Consider the following 13,247-nt stretch of genomic DNA (forward strand, 5'->3'; position numbering starts at 1 on the left):
GCTCAGCCGGCGCTTGCATGCAGGCGAATCCCCAGCGCCCGCATCACCTTCCAGATCGTCCCGAATTCCGGATTGCCTTCGCCCGACAGCGAACGGTAGAGGCTTTCGCGCGACAGGCCGGTTTCGCGGGCCAGCCGCGTCATGCCGCGCGCGCGTGCGACCACGCCGAGCGCGTAGGCAATGAAGCGATCGTCGTCGCCGGCTTCGGCCAGGCAGGCGTCCAGGTAGGCGGCGATCTCTGTTTCGTTGCGCAGTTGTGCGGCCGAGTCCCAAGGGCGGGTTGGTTCTTTCATGGCTCACTCCAGGTCAAGATTCGCCGCGAGGTGGCGTGCCCGGTCGATATCAGCGTGCTGGGTCGACTTGTTGCCGCCGCAGAGAAGTACGACAAGAACTTCACCGCGTCGCTGAAAATAGATGCGGTAGCCGGGGCCATGATCCACCCGCATTTCAAAGAGGCCAGCGCCAAGGGCTTTCACGTCGCCTGGATTTCCGTTCAGCATGCGGTCGATTCGGACCTGGATGCGAATCCTGGCAGCGTTGTCGCGCAAGGCGGAGTACCAGCGGTCGAACGTTTGGGTTGTGCGGATGCTGAGCATACCACACCGTAGCCTTTAGGCTACAGGCGTGGAATCATCGATTCCCGAAAAACCACCCCATCCCAAAGCAGGTAGAATGCGCGCTTTGCCCCGTCCGGGGCCTCTGTATCGCACCCTTCAGCGGCGGCTCGGTTCGGGACTCGCCTTGCTTGCGCGGCGTCCCATGTCCTGCCTTCTCCAACCTTTCTCTCCGGCGCCGGTGCCCGCGGCGCGGTGCCTGCCATGAGCCGGCTGTTCCTGGCCCCGATGGAGGGGCTTGCCGACTACGTGCTGCGCGATGTGCTGACCGAGACCGGCGGCTACGACGGCTGCGTGTCGGAGTTCGTGCGGGTGACGGGGTCGCTGCTGCCGGCACGAGTCTATGAGCGCGACACGCCCGAGATCCTGTCCGGTGGCTATACCCGCAGCGGCACGCCGATGGTGATCCAGCTGCTGGGCAGCGATCCCGAGTGGCTGGCGCGCAATGCCGCCTTTGCCGCGACCTTGTCGCCGCATGGCATCGACCTGAACTTCGGCTGTCCCGCCAAGGTCGTCAACCGGCATGGCGGCGGCGCGATGCTGCTGACCAACCCGGCGCTGCTGAACCGGATCGTCGCGTCGGTGCGCGCCGCGGTGCCGGCCGGTATTCCGGTGACTGCCAAGATGCGGCTGGGCGTATCGGATACCGCGCTGGCCATCGATTGCGCCACCGCGCTGGCCGAAGGCGGCGCGGCCTCGCTGGTGGTGCATGCCCGCACGCGCGACCACGGCTACCGGCCGCCGGCCCACTGGGACTGGATCGCGCGCATTGCGGCGGCCGTCGACATCCCCGTGATAGCGAATGGCGACGTCTGGACCGTCGCGGACTGGGTGCGCTGCCGCGAGGTCAGCGGCTGCGACGACGTCATGATCGGGCGCGGCGCCGTCTCGGACCCGTTCCTGGCGCTGCGCATTCGCGGCCGGATGGCCAGCACGCCGTCCGCTGAAGAATGGCCGCTGGTGCTGGGCCAGATCGCGACGTACCTGGACAAACTGCATGCGCGCATCGCCTCATGCCATGAGCACGGACGCGTCAAGCTCTGGCTCAGCTACCTGAAGCGGACCTGGCCGCAGGCGGGCGAACTGCATGCGGCGATCCGGCGCATGCAGAACTCGCTGCAGATCGCGCAGTTGCTGGAAGAGCTTCAGAGCGCGAAGTGACGTCGGCCTGACTGCGGCCCGTGCAGCATGTCGTGCCTCAGGCGCCGGCAAATTGCGGCAAACGGTTAAAATGCGCGATTGCCTGTTTCGCGCCCGGCGGCCTTGTCCCCGTGACCCGACGGTCCGGCCGCCCGCGCCTTGCCCCACATTCGGATTCCAACGTGAAAAACCCCTCAGAAGCAACGAACCAGAAAGACCATAGTCCGCGTGTGGGATTCGTTTCCCTTGGCTGCCCGAAAGCGCTGGTCGACTCCGAGCAGATCATCACCCAGCTACGCGCCGAGGGCTATGCCATCAGCGGCACCTATGACGGCGCCGACCTGGTCGTGGTCAACACCTGCGGCTTTATCGACGAAGCGGTGCAGGAAAGCCTGGATGCGATCGGCGAAGCGCTGACCGAGAACGGCAAGGTCATCGTCACCGGCTGCCTGGGCGCAAAGAAGGACGCGGCGGGCCACGATATCGTGTCGTCGGTGCATCCCAAGGTGCTGGCCGTGACCGGCCCGCACGCGCTGGGCGAGGTGATGCAGGCGGTGCACACGCACCTGCCCAAGCCGCACGATCCGTTCACCGACCTGGTGCCGGCCGCCGGCATCAAGCTCACGCCCAAGCACTACGCCTACCTGAAGATCTCCGAGGGCTGCAACCACCGCTGCTCGTTCTGCATCATCCCGTCGATGCGCGGCGACCTGGTCTCGCGCCCGGTGGCCGAGGTCATGCTGGAGGCCGAGAACCTGTTCAAGGCCGGGGTCAAGGAACTGCTGGTGATCTCGCAGGACACCAGTGCCTATGGCGTCGACGTCAAGTACCGCACCGGCTTCTGGAACGGCCGTCCGCTCAAGACCCGCATGACCGAGCTGGTGGCGGCGCTGGGCGAACTGGCCGCGCAGTATGGCGCCTGGGTGCGCCTGCATTACGTGTACCCATACCCGCACGTCGACGAAATCATCCCGCTGATGAACAACGGCCACGTGCTGCCGTACCTGGACGTGCCGCTGCAGCACGCCCACCCGGACGTGCTCAAGCGCATGAAGCGCCCGGCCAATGCTGAAAAGACCATGGACCGCATCCGCGCCTGGCGCGAGATCTGTCCGGACCTGACCATCCGCAGCACCTTTATCGCCGGTTTCCCGGGCGAGACCGAGGCCGAGTTCCAGACGCTGCTGGACTTCATCGCCGAGGCCGAGCTGGACCGCGTCGGCTGCTTCGCGTATTCGCCGGTGGAGGGCGCCACCGCCAACGACCTGCCGGGCGCGCTGCCCGACGAAGTGCGCGAGGAACGCCGCGCCCGTTTCATGGAAGTTGCCGAGGCGGTGTCCGCGCGCCGCCTGCAGCGCAAGGTCGGCCAGACCCTGCGCGTGCTGGTCGACGAGGTCAACCAGGATGGCGGCATCGGCCGCTCGTCGGCGGATGCGCCGGAAATCGACGGCCTGGTCTATATCGCACCGGCGCAGCGCACTTCGCAACGCTATCGCGCAGGGGAGTTCGTCGACGTGAAGATCACCGGCGCCGACGGCCACGACCTGTGGGGCGAGGTCTGAGCTAGTCCCGCAGGACGATGCCGGCAAGGGTGCCATTAGGTAAAAGTACGACCGTTCGCTTCGGCTGCGCTGCGGCTATACTGTGCGGTGCAACATAACCTGGATGGAGACAGTCATGACGCGTGAAGTCGTAGTAGTGAGCGGTGTCCGTACCGCGATCGGGACCTTTGGCGGCAGCCTGAAGGACGTGGCGCCGGCCGAGCTGGGCGCGCTGGTGGTGCGCGAGGCGCTGGCCCGCGCGCAGGTGTCGGGCGACGACGTCGGCCACGTGGTGTTCGGCAACGTGATCCAGACCGAGCCGCGCGACATGTACCTGGGCCGCGTCGCCGCCGTCAATGGCGGCGTGTCGATCAACGCCCCGGCGCTGACCGTCAACCGGCTGTGCGGCTCGGGCCTGCAGGCCATCGTCAGCGCCGCGCAGACCATCCTGCTGGGCGATGCCGACGTCGCCATCGGCGGCGGCGCCGAAAGCATGAGCCGCGCCCCGTACCTGGCCCCGGCGGCACGCTGGGGCGCGCGCATGGGCGATGCCGGCCTGGTCGACATGATGCTGGGCGCGCTGCACGACCCGTTCCACCGCATCCACATGGGCGTGACCGCGGAAAATGTGGCCAAAGAGTACGAGATCTCGCGCACGCAGCAGGACGAAGCCGCGCTGGAATCGCACCGCCGCGCCTCGGCCGCGATCAAGGCCGGCTACTTCAAGGACCAGATCGTCCCGGTGGTGACCAAGGGCCGCAAGGGCGAGGTCACCTTCGACACCGACGAGCATGTGCGCCATGACGCCACCATGGATGACATGACCAAGCTCAAGCCGGTCTTCGTCAAGGAAAACGGCACCGTCACCGCCGGCAATGCCTCGGGCCTGAACGACGCCGCCGCCGCGGTGGTGATGATGGAGCGCGCCGAGGCCGAGCGCCGCGGCCTGAAGCCGCTGGCGCGCCTGGTGTCCTACGGCCATGCCGGCGTCGACCCCAAGACCATGGGCATCGGCCCGGTGCCGGCGACGAAGATCGCGCTCGAGCGTGCCGGCCTGCAGGTGTCGGACCTGGACGTGATCGAAGCCAACGAGGCCTTTGCCGCGCAGGCCTGCGCGGTCAGCAAGGCGCTCGGCCTGGACCCGGCCAAGGTCAATCCGAACGGCTCGGGCATCTCGCTGGGCCACCCGATCGGCGCCACCGGCGCGCTGATCACGGTCAAGGCGCTGCATGAGCTGAACCGCATCCAGGGCCGCTACGCGCTGGTGACGATGTGCATCGGCGGCGGGCAGGGCATTGCCGCGATCTTCGAACGGATCTGAGGATTGCCTTGCGCGTGGCCCGGCTGACCGACCTGTGCACGACCCTTGGTGCCGCCGCCGTGCTCGCCCTGGCGGGCGCGGCGCAGGCGGCGCCCGCCACCGAGCTGTCGACCGGCCCGGTGAATGGCGCCACCGCGGGCGGTGAAGCGCTGGGCCTGAACCAGGCCATCCGCGACGGCGAGGCCCGCCGCGGCGCGGCGCTATCGACCGGCGCCGCGCGGCCGCTGGCACCGCGGCCGGAGTATGCGTCGCTGCCGGTCTATGTCGGCAAGGTCGGCGACCAGCCGGTGCGCCTGCGCCTGGGCCCCAAGCCCGACGAGCGCGACAGCGTGCGCGGCGAGTACAGCGGCCGCGGCGCCGGCGTGCGGCTGCTGGCCGGCGAGTGGGAGGACGGCGCCTTCCTGATGGAAGAGTCCGACGACGGCACCCGGGTGTCGGGCAACTGGGAGGGCACCATAGATGCCAGCGGCGCCGTGCGCGGCACCTGGACCGATGCCTTCAACCCGGCAATCGTGCTGCCGTTCTTCATCCGCCCGCTGGGCATGCTGGTGATTCCCCCGTTCGACATGACGCCCAACAGCGGCGTCACCTACGCGCCGCCGCCGCCGAAGTCGTCGATTTCCGGCTGGTAGGCCTTTTCCGGCGCCACGCGCTGAAGCCTCCCGGTGGCGCGGGCGGCATTTGCTGGTAAGCTCGGAGGCTCATCGCGTCTCATGCCTGACCGTGCCGCGCGCTGCGGCCGGCCAGCAGCCAGCAAGGAAACCGCCGTGTCCGATTCCCCATCCGACAAGCCCGCATCCCCCGCCCATTACCTGCAGACCGTCGCGGTCCAGCCCGAGCTGGACATCGCTCCCGGCTTTGCCTCGTTCTCCCCGGCCACGCACCGCGGCTCGACCGTGGTGTTCCGCAACCTCGCCGAACTGCGCGCGCATGGCGACGGCGCCACCACCTACTGGCGCTACGGCCTGCATGCCACGCCGACCAGCGAGGCGCTGTGCCAGCACCTGGCGCTGCTCGAGGGCGCGCGCCACACGCTGCTGCAGCCGTCGGGGCTGGCGGCGATCTCGCTGGTGTATTTCGCGCTGCTCAAGAGCGGCGACGACGTGCTGGTGCCGCATAACGTCTACGGCCCCAACCGCGACCACGGCGAGTGGCTGGCGCGCGACTTCGGCGTGACCGTGCGCTACTACGATCCCATGGACGCCGCCGCGGTGCCCGCGCTGATCCAGCCCAACACGCGCCTGATCTGGATGGAATCACCCGGCTCGGTGACGATGGAAGTGCCCGACTGCGGTGCCATCGTCGCCGCGGCGCGCGCGCGCGGCGTGCTGACCGCGATCGACAATACCTGGTCGGCCGGCGTCTATTTCCGCCCGTTCGAGCTGGGCATCGATATCTCGGTGCAGGCGCTGACCAAGTACCAGTCCGGCGGCAGCGACGTGCTGATGGGCGCGGTGCTGACCTGCGACGATGGCCTGCACGGCCGGCTCAAGCGCGCCCGCATGCTGATGGGCTGGGGCGTGTCCGCCGACGACTGCCACCTGGTGCTGCGCGCGCTGCCGAGCCTGCCGGTGCGGTTGGCCGCGCATGACCGCGCCGCGCGCGAGGTGGCCGAATGGCTGCGCCAGCGGCCGGAGGTGGCACGCGTGCTGCATCCCGCGCTGCCGGATTGTCCCGGCCATGCCAACTGGCGGCGCGAATTCACCGGCGCCAGCGGGCTGTTCGCCATCGTGCTGCGCGAGCGCTATACGCGCCAGCAGGTCGATGCCTTCGTCGAGGCCCTGCAGCTGTTCGCCATCGGCTGGTCGTGGGGCGGCGCGCACAGCCTGGCGGTGCCGTACCACGTGCAGGGCATGCGCCCGGCGGGCACCTGGCCGCCGGCGGGCTGGAACGATACCGGCGAGCTGGTGCGGCTCTATATCGGCCTGGAAGACACGCGCGACCTGATCGCCGACCTGCGCCAGGCGATCGAGGCTACGCTGTCCGCCTGATCGCGCCGCCAGATTGGGCGCCGAGATCAGGCCGGCTGCCTCAGCGCCAGGTTGAGCTGGTCGACGACTTCGGCCCAGTCGGCGTCGTCGAGCAGCTCGTCGCGCAGCAGGGTCGCCTGCGCTGGCGTCCAGAACGGGGCTTCGGCCAGGTCGAGGGTCTCGGGCAGCGGCGCGTGCCTGCCGATGAAATCGCGGATGCTGGCTTCGTCGGACGCCAGGCCGAGCTGGTCGAACAGCTCTGAAAACTGGTGGAAGGTCGGTTCCATGATGGTCGGGCTCGCGGTGGTTGACCTCAGGTAGTGTAGGGCAGCCACGAAAACAAGAACGAACGCCGTGGCGTCCGTTTTTCATGGTGCCGGCGCTGCGCTTCAGCGCGTCTCGGTGCCGGACAGCGCTTTGGCCTCGGCTGCGGGGCTGGCGGCCGCTTGCGCGCGCGCGGCGCGCGGCATGGCCCAGACCGATTCCGCCGGCCCGCTGCGGGCGCGGCGCGCGGTGGCGCGGGCGAGCGCGACAAAACCCGCCGCCAGCGCGATCGCACCGAGGTCGAAGCCGGCGATGATCCAGTGCCCGCTGGGGATGCTGTGCAGCAGGTGGTCGCCGGTCAGGATCGCGTTCGACAGCGGCACCGTCAGCGCGGCCAGCGCGGCGGCATAGAGCAGCTCCACCGCCGCGCGCACCGGCGGGCGCAGCAGCGCCCACGCGCAGGCCAGGCCGAACACGACGAAATAGGTCTGGCTGACGGCGCGCTCGGGCCACAGCAGCGCCGCCGGGAAGCACAGCGCCACGCCGATGCAGCAGCCGATGCAGACGCCCACGGTAGCCTGCGCCAGCAGGCGATGCACGCGCGGCTGCTCGGCCTGGCGCAGCTTGCGCCGCGATTCGATCCACAGCAGGTTGCCCGAATAGAACAGGAAGGCGCCGGCCAGCCCGGCCAGCAGGTAGACCAGCCGCACCGGCAGCTCGCCGAAGGTGCCGAAATGCAGCGCGTACAGCGCGCTGTAGAGACCATGGTTGCCGTCGCGCGCACCGGCGGTCTGGTTGGCCGTCAGCTGGCCGGCATTGGGTTCGCCGCTGGCGGCATGGATGCCGACCGAGCCCAGGTTGCCGAGCGCCCGCGTGCTGGTGCCGCGCACTTCGACCACCGCGTTGGCGTCGCCGTAGCGCTGGAAGCGGAACGATTCCGGCGTGAAGCGCTCGCCGCCGTGTTCGCGCGCAATCTGCATCAGCGTGGCGGTGGGCAGCGTCGGCACCGCGCGGCCCGCCGCGGCCACTTCCGGCACCGCGGTGGTGGCGGTCGGCACCGCCTCGAACAGGCGGCCGTTGAAGGTCAGCGTGTTGAACACCATCATCAGCACCAGCGACAGGCAGAACAGCGCGCCGGTGATGGCAAAGATCAGGTGGAAGGGCAGGCTGAACAGGCCCAGCACGTTGTGGGTGTCCATCCAGAAGCGCTTGAGGTTGCGCCCGGGGCGCACCGCGAACAGGTCCTTCTTCAGCCGCGGCAGGTGCAGCAGCACGCCGGACACCAGCGCCAGCCCGTACAGCACCGAGATCGCGCCCATGAAATAGATGCCGCCGACCGGGATGCCCAGCGAATAGTGCAGGCTGTTCAGGAATGCCGACAGCTCGCCCATGACGTGGTCGCGCGAGGTGTCGCGCTGCATCGCGGCGTTGCCGGCCAGGCGCGCGTCGGTGGTCATCTGCCACTCGCCGGCCTGGTCCTGCCAGTAGGCCGAGATATTGGGCTCGCCCTCCGACGGCATGATCACATAGGCACTGGCCGCGGCTTCAGGGTGGATCGCGACCAGCTTCTGCATGAAGCGGTCGACCGCGGCCGGGTCGGCCTTGGCCTCGACCGGCGCGCTGCCCTTGAGCCGCGCGGGCGACTGCCACACATGCAGCTCGTGGTGGAATACGGTGATGGCCCCGGCAAAGAAGGCGATAAACAGGGCCCAGCCGGCCATCAGGCCGACCCAGGTGTGCAGCGTCTGGTACAGGCGCAGGGTTGCGGTTTTCATGATGGCAGTCTCAGGGAGAGGGCACGGCGGCCAGTGCGGCCGGTGCCAGGCCAGCCAGGCGCAGCGCCCACAGCGCGCCGAAGCCGAGCAGGTTGGCGCCGCCCAGCCACAGCCACGCGCTGCGGCTGGAACGGAACAGCAGGCTGGCGCTGATGATCGCGACCCATACCGGCAGGCAGGCCGTCACCGCCGCGACGATGCCGGTTTGCCAGCCGCCCGGCAGGGCCAGGATGGCCAGCGTGCACAGCACCAGCGCCAGCGGCAGGCCGAGCAGCGTGCCGGCCAGCCACCTGGTGCCGATTCCGGATGCATCCGCGCTCATGCCCGCTGCTCCCGTTCGCCATGGCGCCTGCGCGCCGCATAGGTGCCGATGAACGGCCACACCGACAACGCGCACGGCACCGTGACCAGGCTGGCGGCGATCGCGACCGGCCAGCCGTCGGTCAGGCTCCACAGCCAGGTGCTGGCGCAGGTCAGCGCCAGCCCCAGCCAGCCGGCCAGCCGCGGCCGGGAGAGGGTGCCGGGCGGCAGCAATACCTGGTTGGGCGCGGCCAGGTACAGGCACGCGGCCGCAGCCAGGCCGAGAAGGACGGCCAGAACTTGCATGGGGCAAATGTCAGATTAACGAAACATTAATAATAATGATTCGCATTTGCTGGCGCAAGCACCGGCTCGGGGGGAGTGCCGTTCAGTTAGCCACTGTCGTTCCCGCGCAGGCGGGAACCGCGCGACTGGATTCCCGAAGGGGACGTGAAAGACGCTGGATTCCCGCCTGCGCGGGAATGACGGCAGTGCGGTGGGGGCGTAGCCTGGCGGGGGATCAGTGCGGGAACAGCGCGAGCAGGCCGTCGAGCCCGACGTGGTTGAACGCGACGCTGGCCTGTGCGCGCACCACCGGCTTGGCGCGGAACGCGACCGACAGGCCGGCCACGGCCATCATCTTCAGGTCGTTCGAGCCATCGCCCATGACGATGGCCTGGTCCGGCGTGGCGCCGATCTGCGCGCAGATTTCCTGCACGGTGCGGGCCTTGACGTCGGCGTTGACGATCTCGCCGACGACGTTGCCGGTCAGCTTGCCGTCGACGATCTCGAGCGTGTTGGCGCGGGTGAAATCGAGTTGCAGGCGCGGCTTGAGCTGGTCGGTGAAGTGCACGAAGCCGCCGGACACCAGCAGCGTCTTCAGGCCCAGCGCGCGCACCGTTTCCAGCATGCGCTCCGCACCCGGCGACAGCCGCAGGCGCTCGGCATAGACGCGCTCCAGCACGGCGGCGTCCAGCCCCTTGAGCAGCGCGACGCGGCGGCGCAGGCTTTCGTTGAAATCGGTGATCTCGCCGCGCATGGCGGCTTCGGTGATGGCGGAGACCTCGGCCTTGAGGCCACAGAAGTCGGCGATCTCGTCGATGCACTCGATCGTGATCAGGGTCGAGTCCATGTCCATCGCCACCAGGCGGAAGTCGGACAGCTTGCGCCCGGCCGGCACCACCGCCCAGTCGATCGCGCGCGGGCCGCAGAAGTCGTCGAGCGCGTCGCGCAGTGCCGGGGTCAGCGGCGCGCAATCCTCGGCCACGGCCACGGTGTCGCTGCGCGGCACCAGCGCGGAAGCGCGGGCCAGGGTGCGGGCGGTGTCGAGGTCGGCGGGGGCAAGCGGGGCGAGGCTCTGCAGGATCAGGGGCATGACGGACGAAAATCGGGCGCTTGCGCGGTCGTCGGCAAGGCGGGGGCTGCTACGCGGCAAAAGCGCTATTGTAGCCCCCCGCGGCGCCCCCGCGCGAATCAGCGCTGCGCCATCACCATGTAGTCCACGGTCAGGCTGGACAGCGCGCGCACGCCGTTGATCAGCGCCGGCTCGTCCACATAGAACTCCGGCGAGTGATTCGACGGCGCCTTGGTCACGTCCTGCCCCTTGGGCGTCACGCCGAGATTGAAGAACAGGCCCGGCACCTTCTCCTGGTAGAACGAGAAGTCCTCGGACGCGGTCGCCTTGGGCGTGATCATCCAGTTGCCTTCGCCGGCCACGCGCTGCAGCGTGGGCGCCATCTTCTCGGTCAGCGCCGGCTGGTTGATGGTGGCGTTGTACAGCTCGACCACGCGGAAATTCGCCTCGGCCCCGGCGCTGGAGGCGATGGCCTCGGTGGTGCGCTTCATGCGGGCATGGATGTCCTTCTTCATGCCTTCGTCATAGGTGCGGATGGTGCCCATCATCTCGACCTTTTCCGGCACGATGTTCATGCGGTTGCCGCCGTGGAAGGTGCCGACGGTGATCACCGATGGCTCCAGCATGGCATTGACCTGGCGGCTCTGGATGGTCTGCAGGCCCATCACGATCTGCGACGCCACCACGATCGGGTCGATCCCGCCCCACGGCCGCGCGCCGTGCGTCTGGCGGCCCTTGACGTCGATCCAGAACTGGTCGGCCGCCGCCATCGACGCGCCGCTGCGCCAGCCCAGCTTGCCGGACTCGATGCCGCTGGTCACATGCAGGCCGAAGATCGCGTCGACCTTGGGGTTGTCCAGCACGCCCTCGGCCACCATCTGCTTGGCGCCCCACATGTTCGAGCCGTTGGGTTCGAAGTCGGCCGGGCTTTCCTCGGCCGGCTGGAAGATGAACTTGACCGTGCCGGGCAGCTGGTCCTTCATGCCGGCCAGCACCTCGGCCGTGGCCATCAGGATCGCCACGTGCGTGTCATGGCCGCAGGCGTGCATCACGTCGACTTCCTTGCCCAGGTACTGGCCCTTGGCCTTCGATGCGAACGGCACGTCGACGCGCTCCTTCACCGGCAGCGCGTCCATGTCGGCGCGCAGCGCCACCACCGGCCCGGGCTTGCCGCCCTTGAGCAGGCCGACCACGCCGGTCTTGGCCACGCCGGTCTTCACCTCCATGCCGAGCTTGCGCAGGTGGTCCGCTACCAGCTTGGCCGTGCGGGTCTCGTAGTTGCCCAGCTCCGGATGCTGGTGGATATCGCGGCGCCAGGCGATCAGCTGCTTTTCGACCGCTTTGGCGCGGGTCTCGATCTGGGCATGCAGGGCTTCGGCGCCTTGCGTCTGGGCCTGCGCGGTGTTGCACAGCAGGCCGGCGGCCAGGGACAGGCCGGCGACGGCGAAGCGGGTGGTGGAACGGGATGCGGTGCGACGTGCAGCCATGCGGGATCTCCTTCGTTGTTGTTGGTTTGGTGCTGGCGGTGTGGTTGGCGCTCTGCGAAAGCAATGCGCCAACGGAAGCGGAGTGGGTTCTCCCCTCTCCCTTTGGGAGAGGGGCGGGGGAGAGGGCAGGCGTATCTCGATGCGATACGCGCAACTTCGTGGAAACGCCGGCCCTCTCCCCCATCCCCTCTCCCGCTAGCGGGAGAGGGGAGCAAGTCTTTGAGGCGCTCGCAGTCAGCTCACGCGCAGGCTGTCCACCACCTTATGCAAAAACGCCTCGCACGCGGCCAGTTGCTCCAGCGCAACGAATTCGTCCGGCTTGTGCGCCTGCTGGATATCGCCGGGCCCGCATACCACCGCGGGAATGCCCGCGCGCTGGAACAGTCCGGCCTCGGTGCCATAGGCCACCTTGTTGGTGTCGCGGTCCGCGGTCAGCGCGCGCACCAGCTGCGTAATGGCTTCCTGCTCGGCCACGTCGAGCGACGGCGCGGCGGCGATCTTGCTCAGCGTCAGGTCGGCATCGGCATGTTCGGCGCGCATCTTCGGCAGCAGCACGTCGTTGGCATAGGCCTGGATGCGCGCGTAGATCGCTTCCGGATCGACGCCCGGCAGGTTGCGGAACTCGAACACGAACTCGCACAGCGCCGGGATCGTGTTGAGCGCAATGCCGCCCTGGATGGTGCCGGTCTGCGCGGTGGTGTAGGGCACGTCGAAGGCCTGGTCGTAGGGGCCGTTGGCCTTGAACTCGTCGGCGATGTCGCGGATGAAGCAGATCAGCCGCGCCGCGTATTCGATGGCATTGACGCCGCGCGGCGTCAGCGACGAATGCGCGGCCTGGCCGCGCACGCAGCAGCGGTACGCGTTGATGCCCTTGTGCGCGACGATCACGCGCATGCTGGTGGGTTCGCCGACGATGCAGCCGCCCGGGGCGACACCGCGCTCGCGCAGTTCGGCCAGCAGGTAGGGCGCGCCCATGCAGCCGATCTCTTCGTCGAACGACAGCGCGTAGTGCACCGGCTCGCGCAGCCGGGCCTCGAGGATGGCGGGCAGCAGCGACAGGCTGGTGCCGATAAAGCCCTTCATGTCGCAGGTGCCGCGGCCGTACAGCTTGCCGTCGCGCACCACCGGCTTGAACGGGTCGGTGGTCCAGGCCTGGCCGTCGACCGGCACCACGTCGGTGTGGCCCGACAGCACGATGCCGCCGTTGGTGGCGCCGTTGGCCGCGGGCACGGTGACGAACAGGTTGGCCTTGTCGCGTTGCGGGTTGTAGCTCAGATGCGGCTTCAACCCCTTGGCCAGGAAATGGTCGCGCACCGACTCGATCAGACCCAGGTTGGAATTGCGGCTGGTGGTGTCGTAGGCCACCAGCCGCTGGGTCCATTCCAGCGCGCTGCCGCGCGCGGCGGTTTCAGGGACGGGCTGGCGGGAATGGACTGTAGCAGCTTGGGCGGGAGCGGCTTGGGTCGGCATGGGGCGGTATC

At 68.8% G+C, this 13,247-nt stretch carries 14 protein-coding genes; 5 read left to right on the top strand and 9 right to left on the bottom strand.

From position 1 onward, the window contains the following. Positions 1 to 2 precede the first annotated feature (2 nt). Together A2G96_RS10280 and A2G96_RS10285 are read right to left on the bottom strand one after the other, a co-directional pair. Complete coding sequence (locus tag A2G96_RS10280) at positions 3 to 293, bottom strand: addiction module antidote protein (RefSeq protein ID WP_012352636.1); 291 nt, start codon at positions 291 to 293, stop codon at positions 3 to 5. Between the two features lie 3 nt (positions 294 to 296). Further along, entirely contained in the window at positions 297 to 596 is a 300-nt protein-coding gene (locus tag A2G96_RS10285) for a type II toxin-antitoxin system RelE/ParE family toxin (protein ID WP_041232117.1), read from the bottom strand. Positions 597 to 818: 222 nt separating this feature from the next. Between A2G96_RS10285 and A2G96_RS10290 the strand changes: the two genes are divergently transcribed. The 5 genes from A2G96_RS10290 to A2G96_RS10310 all read left to right on the top strand — a co-directional run bounded on the left by A2G96_RS10290 (position 819) and on the right by A2G96_RS10310 (position 6,607). Beyond that, complete coding sequence (locus A2G96_RS10290; RefSeq protein ID WP_062798981.1) at positions 819 to 1,775, top strand: tRNA dihydrouridine synthase; 957 nt, start codon at positions 819 to 821, stop codon at positions 1,773 to 1,775. Between the two features lie 161 nt (positions 1,776 to 1,936). Beyond that, on the top strand, positions 1,937 to 3,316 hold the full coding sequence (gene rimO / locus A2G96_RS10295; RefSeq protein ID WP_062798983.1) for a 30S ribosomal protein S12 methylthiotransferase RimO: 1,380 nt from the start codon (positions 1,937 to 1,939) through the stop codon (positions 3,314 to 3,316). Positions 3,317 to 3,431: 115 nt separating this feature from the next. Continuing rightward, positions 3,432 to 4,616 carry a beta-ketothiolase BktB gene (bktB, locus tag A2G96_RS10300; RefSeq protein ID WP_062798985.1) on the top strand — a complete coding sequence of 395 codons (1,185 nt, stop codon included), beginning with the start codon at positions 3,432 to 3,434 and terminating at the stop codon, positions 4,614 to 4,616. A gap of 8 nt (positions 4,617 to 4,624) precedes the next feature. Beyond that, complete coding sequence (locus tag A2G96_RS10305; protein WP_062798987.1) at positions 4,625 to 5,248, top strand: hypothetical protein; 624 nt, start codon at positions 4,625 to 4,627, stop codon at positions 5,246 to 5,248. 135 nt (positions 5,249 to 5,383) lie between these two features. Then, entirely contained in the window at positions 5,384 to 6,607 is a 1,224-nt protein-coding gene (locus tag A2G96_RS10310; RefSeq protein WP_062798989.1) for a cystathionine beta-lyase, read from the top strand. A gap of 26 nt (positions 6,608 to 6,633) precedes the next feature. On the opposite strand, the gene A2G96_RS10315 is transcribed toward A2G96_RS10310, so the two are convergent. From A2G96_RS10315 to argE, 7 genes are all read right to left on the bottom strand, one after another. Beyond that, complete coding sequence (locus A2G96_RS10315) at positions 6,634 to 6,873, bottom strand: DUF2789 domain-containing protein (protein WP_062798992.1); 240 nt, start codon at positions 6,871 to 6,873, stop codon at positions 6,634 to 6,636. 102 nt (positions 6,874 to 6,975) lie between these two features. Next, positions 6,976 to 8,625 (bottom strand): PepSY-associated TM helix domain-containing protein, encoded by a 1,650-nt coding sequence (locus A2G96_RS10320; RefSeq protein WP_062798994.1) that lies wholly within the window; start codon positions 8,623 to 8,625, stop codon positions 6,976 to 6,978. A 10-nt stretch (positions 8,626 to 8,635) separates the two neighbouring features. After that, positions 8,636 to 8,947: a hypothetical protein gene (locus A2G96_RS10325; protein WP_062798996.1), complete on the bottom strand. Its 312-nt coding sequence runs from the start codon at positions 8,945 to 8,947 to the stop codon at positions 8,636 to 8,638. Then, a complete protein-coding gene (locus tag A2G96_RS10330; RefSeq protein WP_062798998.1) occupies positions 8,944 to 9,231 on the bottom strand; it encodes a hypothetical protein in 288 nt (95 codons plus the stop codon). The genes A2G96_RS10325 and A2G96_RS10330 overlap by 4 nt, the downstream gene beginning before the upstream one ends. A gap of 214 nt (positions 9,232 to 9,445) precedes the next feature. Beyond that, on the bottom strand, positions 9,446 to 10,300 hold the full coding sequence (gene serB, locus A2G96_RS10335; protein ID WP_062799000.1) for a phosphoserine phosphatase SerB: 855 nt from the start codon (positions 10,298 to 10,300) through the stop codon (positions 9,446 to 9,448). Between the two features lie 98 nt (positions 10,301 to 10,398). Further along, the gene (locus A2G96_RS10340; protein WP_062799002.1) at positions 10,399 to 11,766 is read right to left on the bottom strand and encodes an amidohydrolase; all 1,368 of its coding nucleotides are present in this window, start codon (positions 11,764 to 11,766) and stop codon (positions 10,399 to 10,401) included. A gap of 234 nt (positions 11,767 to 12,000) precedes the next feature. Further along, entirely contained in the window at positions 12,001 to 13,236 is a 1,236-nt protein-coding gene (gene argE, locus A2G96_RS10345) for an acetylornithine deacetylase (protein WP_062799004.1), read from the bottom strand. Between the last annotated feature and the right edge of the window lie 11 nt (positions 13,237 to 13,247).

Source organism: Cupriavidus nantongensis (assembly GCF_001598055.1).
GTDB lineage: Bacteria > Pseudomonadota > Gammaproteobacteria > Burkholderiales > Burkholderiaceae > Cupriavidus > Cupriavidus nantongensis.

Coding starts and splice junctions, on each gene's coding strand:
- A2G96_RS10290 (WP_062798981.1), top strand. CDS start 819: ATGAGCCGGCTGTTCCTGGCCCCGATGGAGGGGCTTGCCGACTACGTG.
- bktB (WP_062798985.1), top strand. CDS start 3,432: ATGACGCGTGAAGTCGTAGTAGTGAGCGGTGTCCGTACCGCGATCGGG.
- A2G96_RS10330 (WP_062798998.1), bottom strand. CDS start 9,231: ATGCAAGTTCTGGCCGTCCTTCTCGGCCTGGCTGCGGCCGCGTGCCTG.
- A2G96_RS10325 (WP_062798996.1), bottom strand. CDS start 8,947: ATGAGCGCGGATGCATCCGGAATCGGCACCAGGTGGCTGGCCGGCACG.
- A2G96_RS10320 (WP_062798994.1), bottom strand. CDS start 8,625: ATGAAAACCGCAACCCTGCGCCTGTACCAGACGCTGCACACCTGGGTC.
- A2G96_RS10280 (WP_012352636.1), bottom strand. CDS start 293: ATGAAAGAACCAACCCGCCCTTGGGACTCGGCCGCACAACTGCGCAAC.
- argE (WP_062799004.1), bottom strand. CDS start 13,236: ATGCCGACCCAAGCCGCTCCCGCCCAAGCTGCTACAGTCCATTCCCGC.
- A2G96_RS10315 (WP_062798992.1), bottom strand. CDS start 6,873: ATGGAACCGACCTTCCACCAGTTTTCAGAGCTGTTCGACCAGCTCGGC.
- A2G96_RS10340 (WP_062799002.1), bottom strand. CDS start 11,766: ATGGCTGCACGTCGCACCGCATCCCGTTCCACCACCCGCTTCGCCGTC.
- serB (WP_062799000.1), bottom strand. CDS start 10,300: ATGCCCCTGATCCTGCAGAGCCTCGCCCCGCTTGCCCCCGCCGACCTC.
- A2G96_RS10285 (WP_041232117.1), bottom strand. CDS start 596: ATGCTCAGCATCCGCACAACCCAAACGTTCGACCGCTGGTACTCCGCC.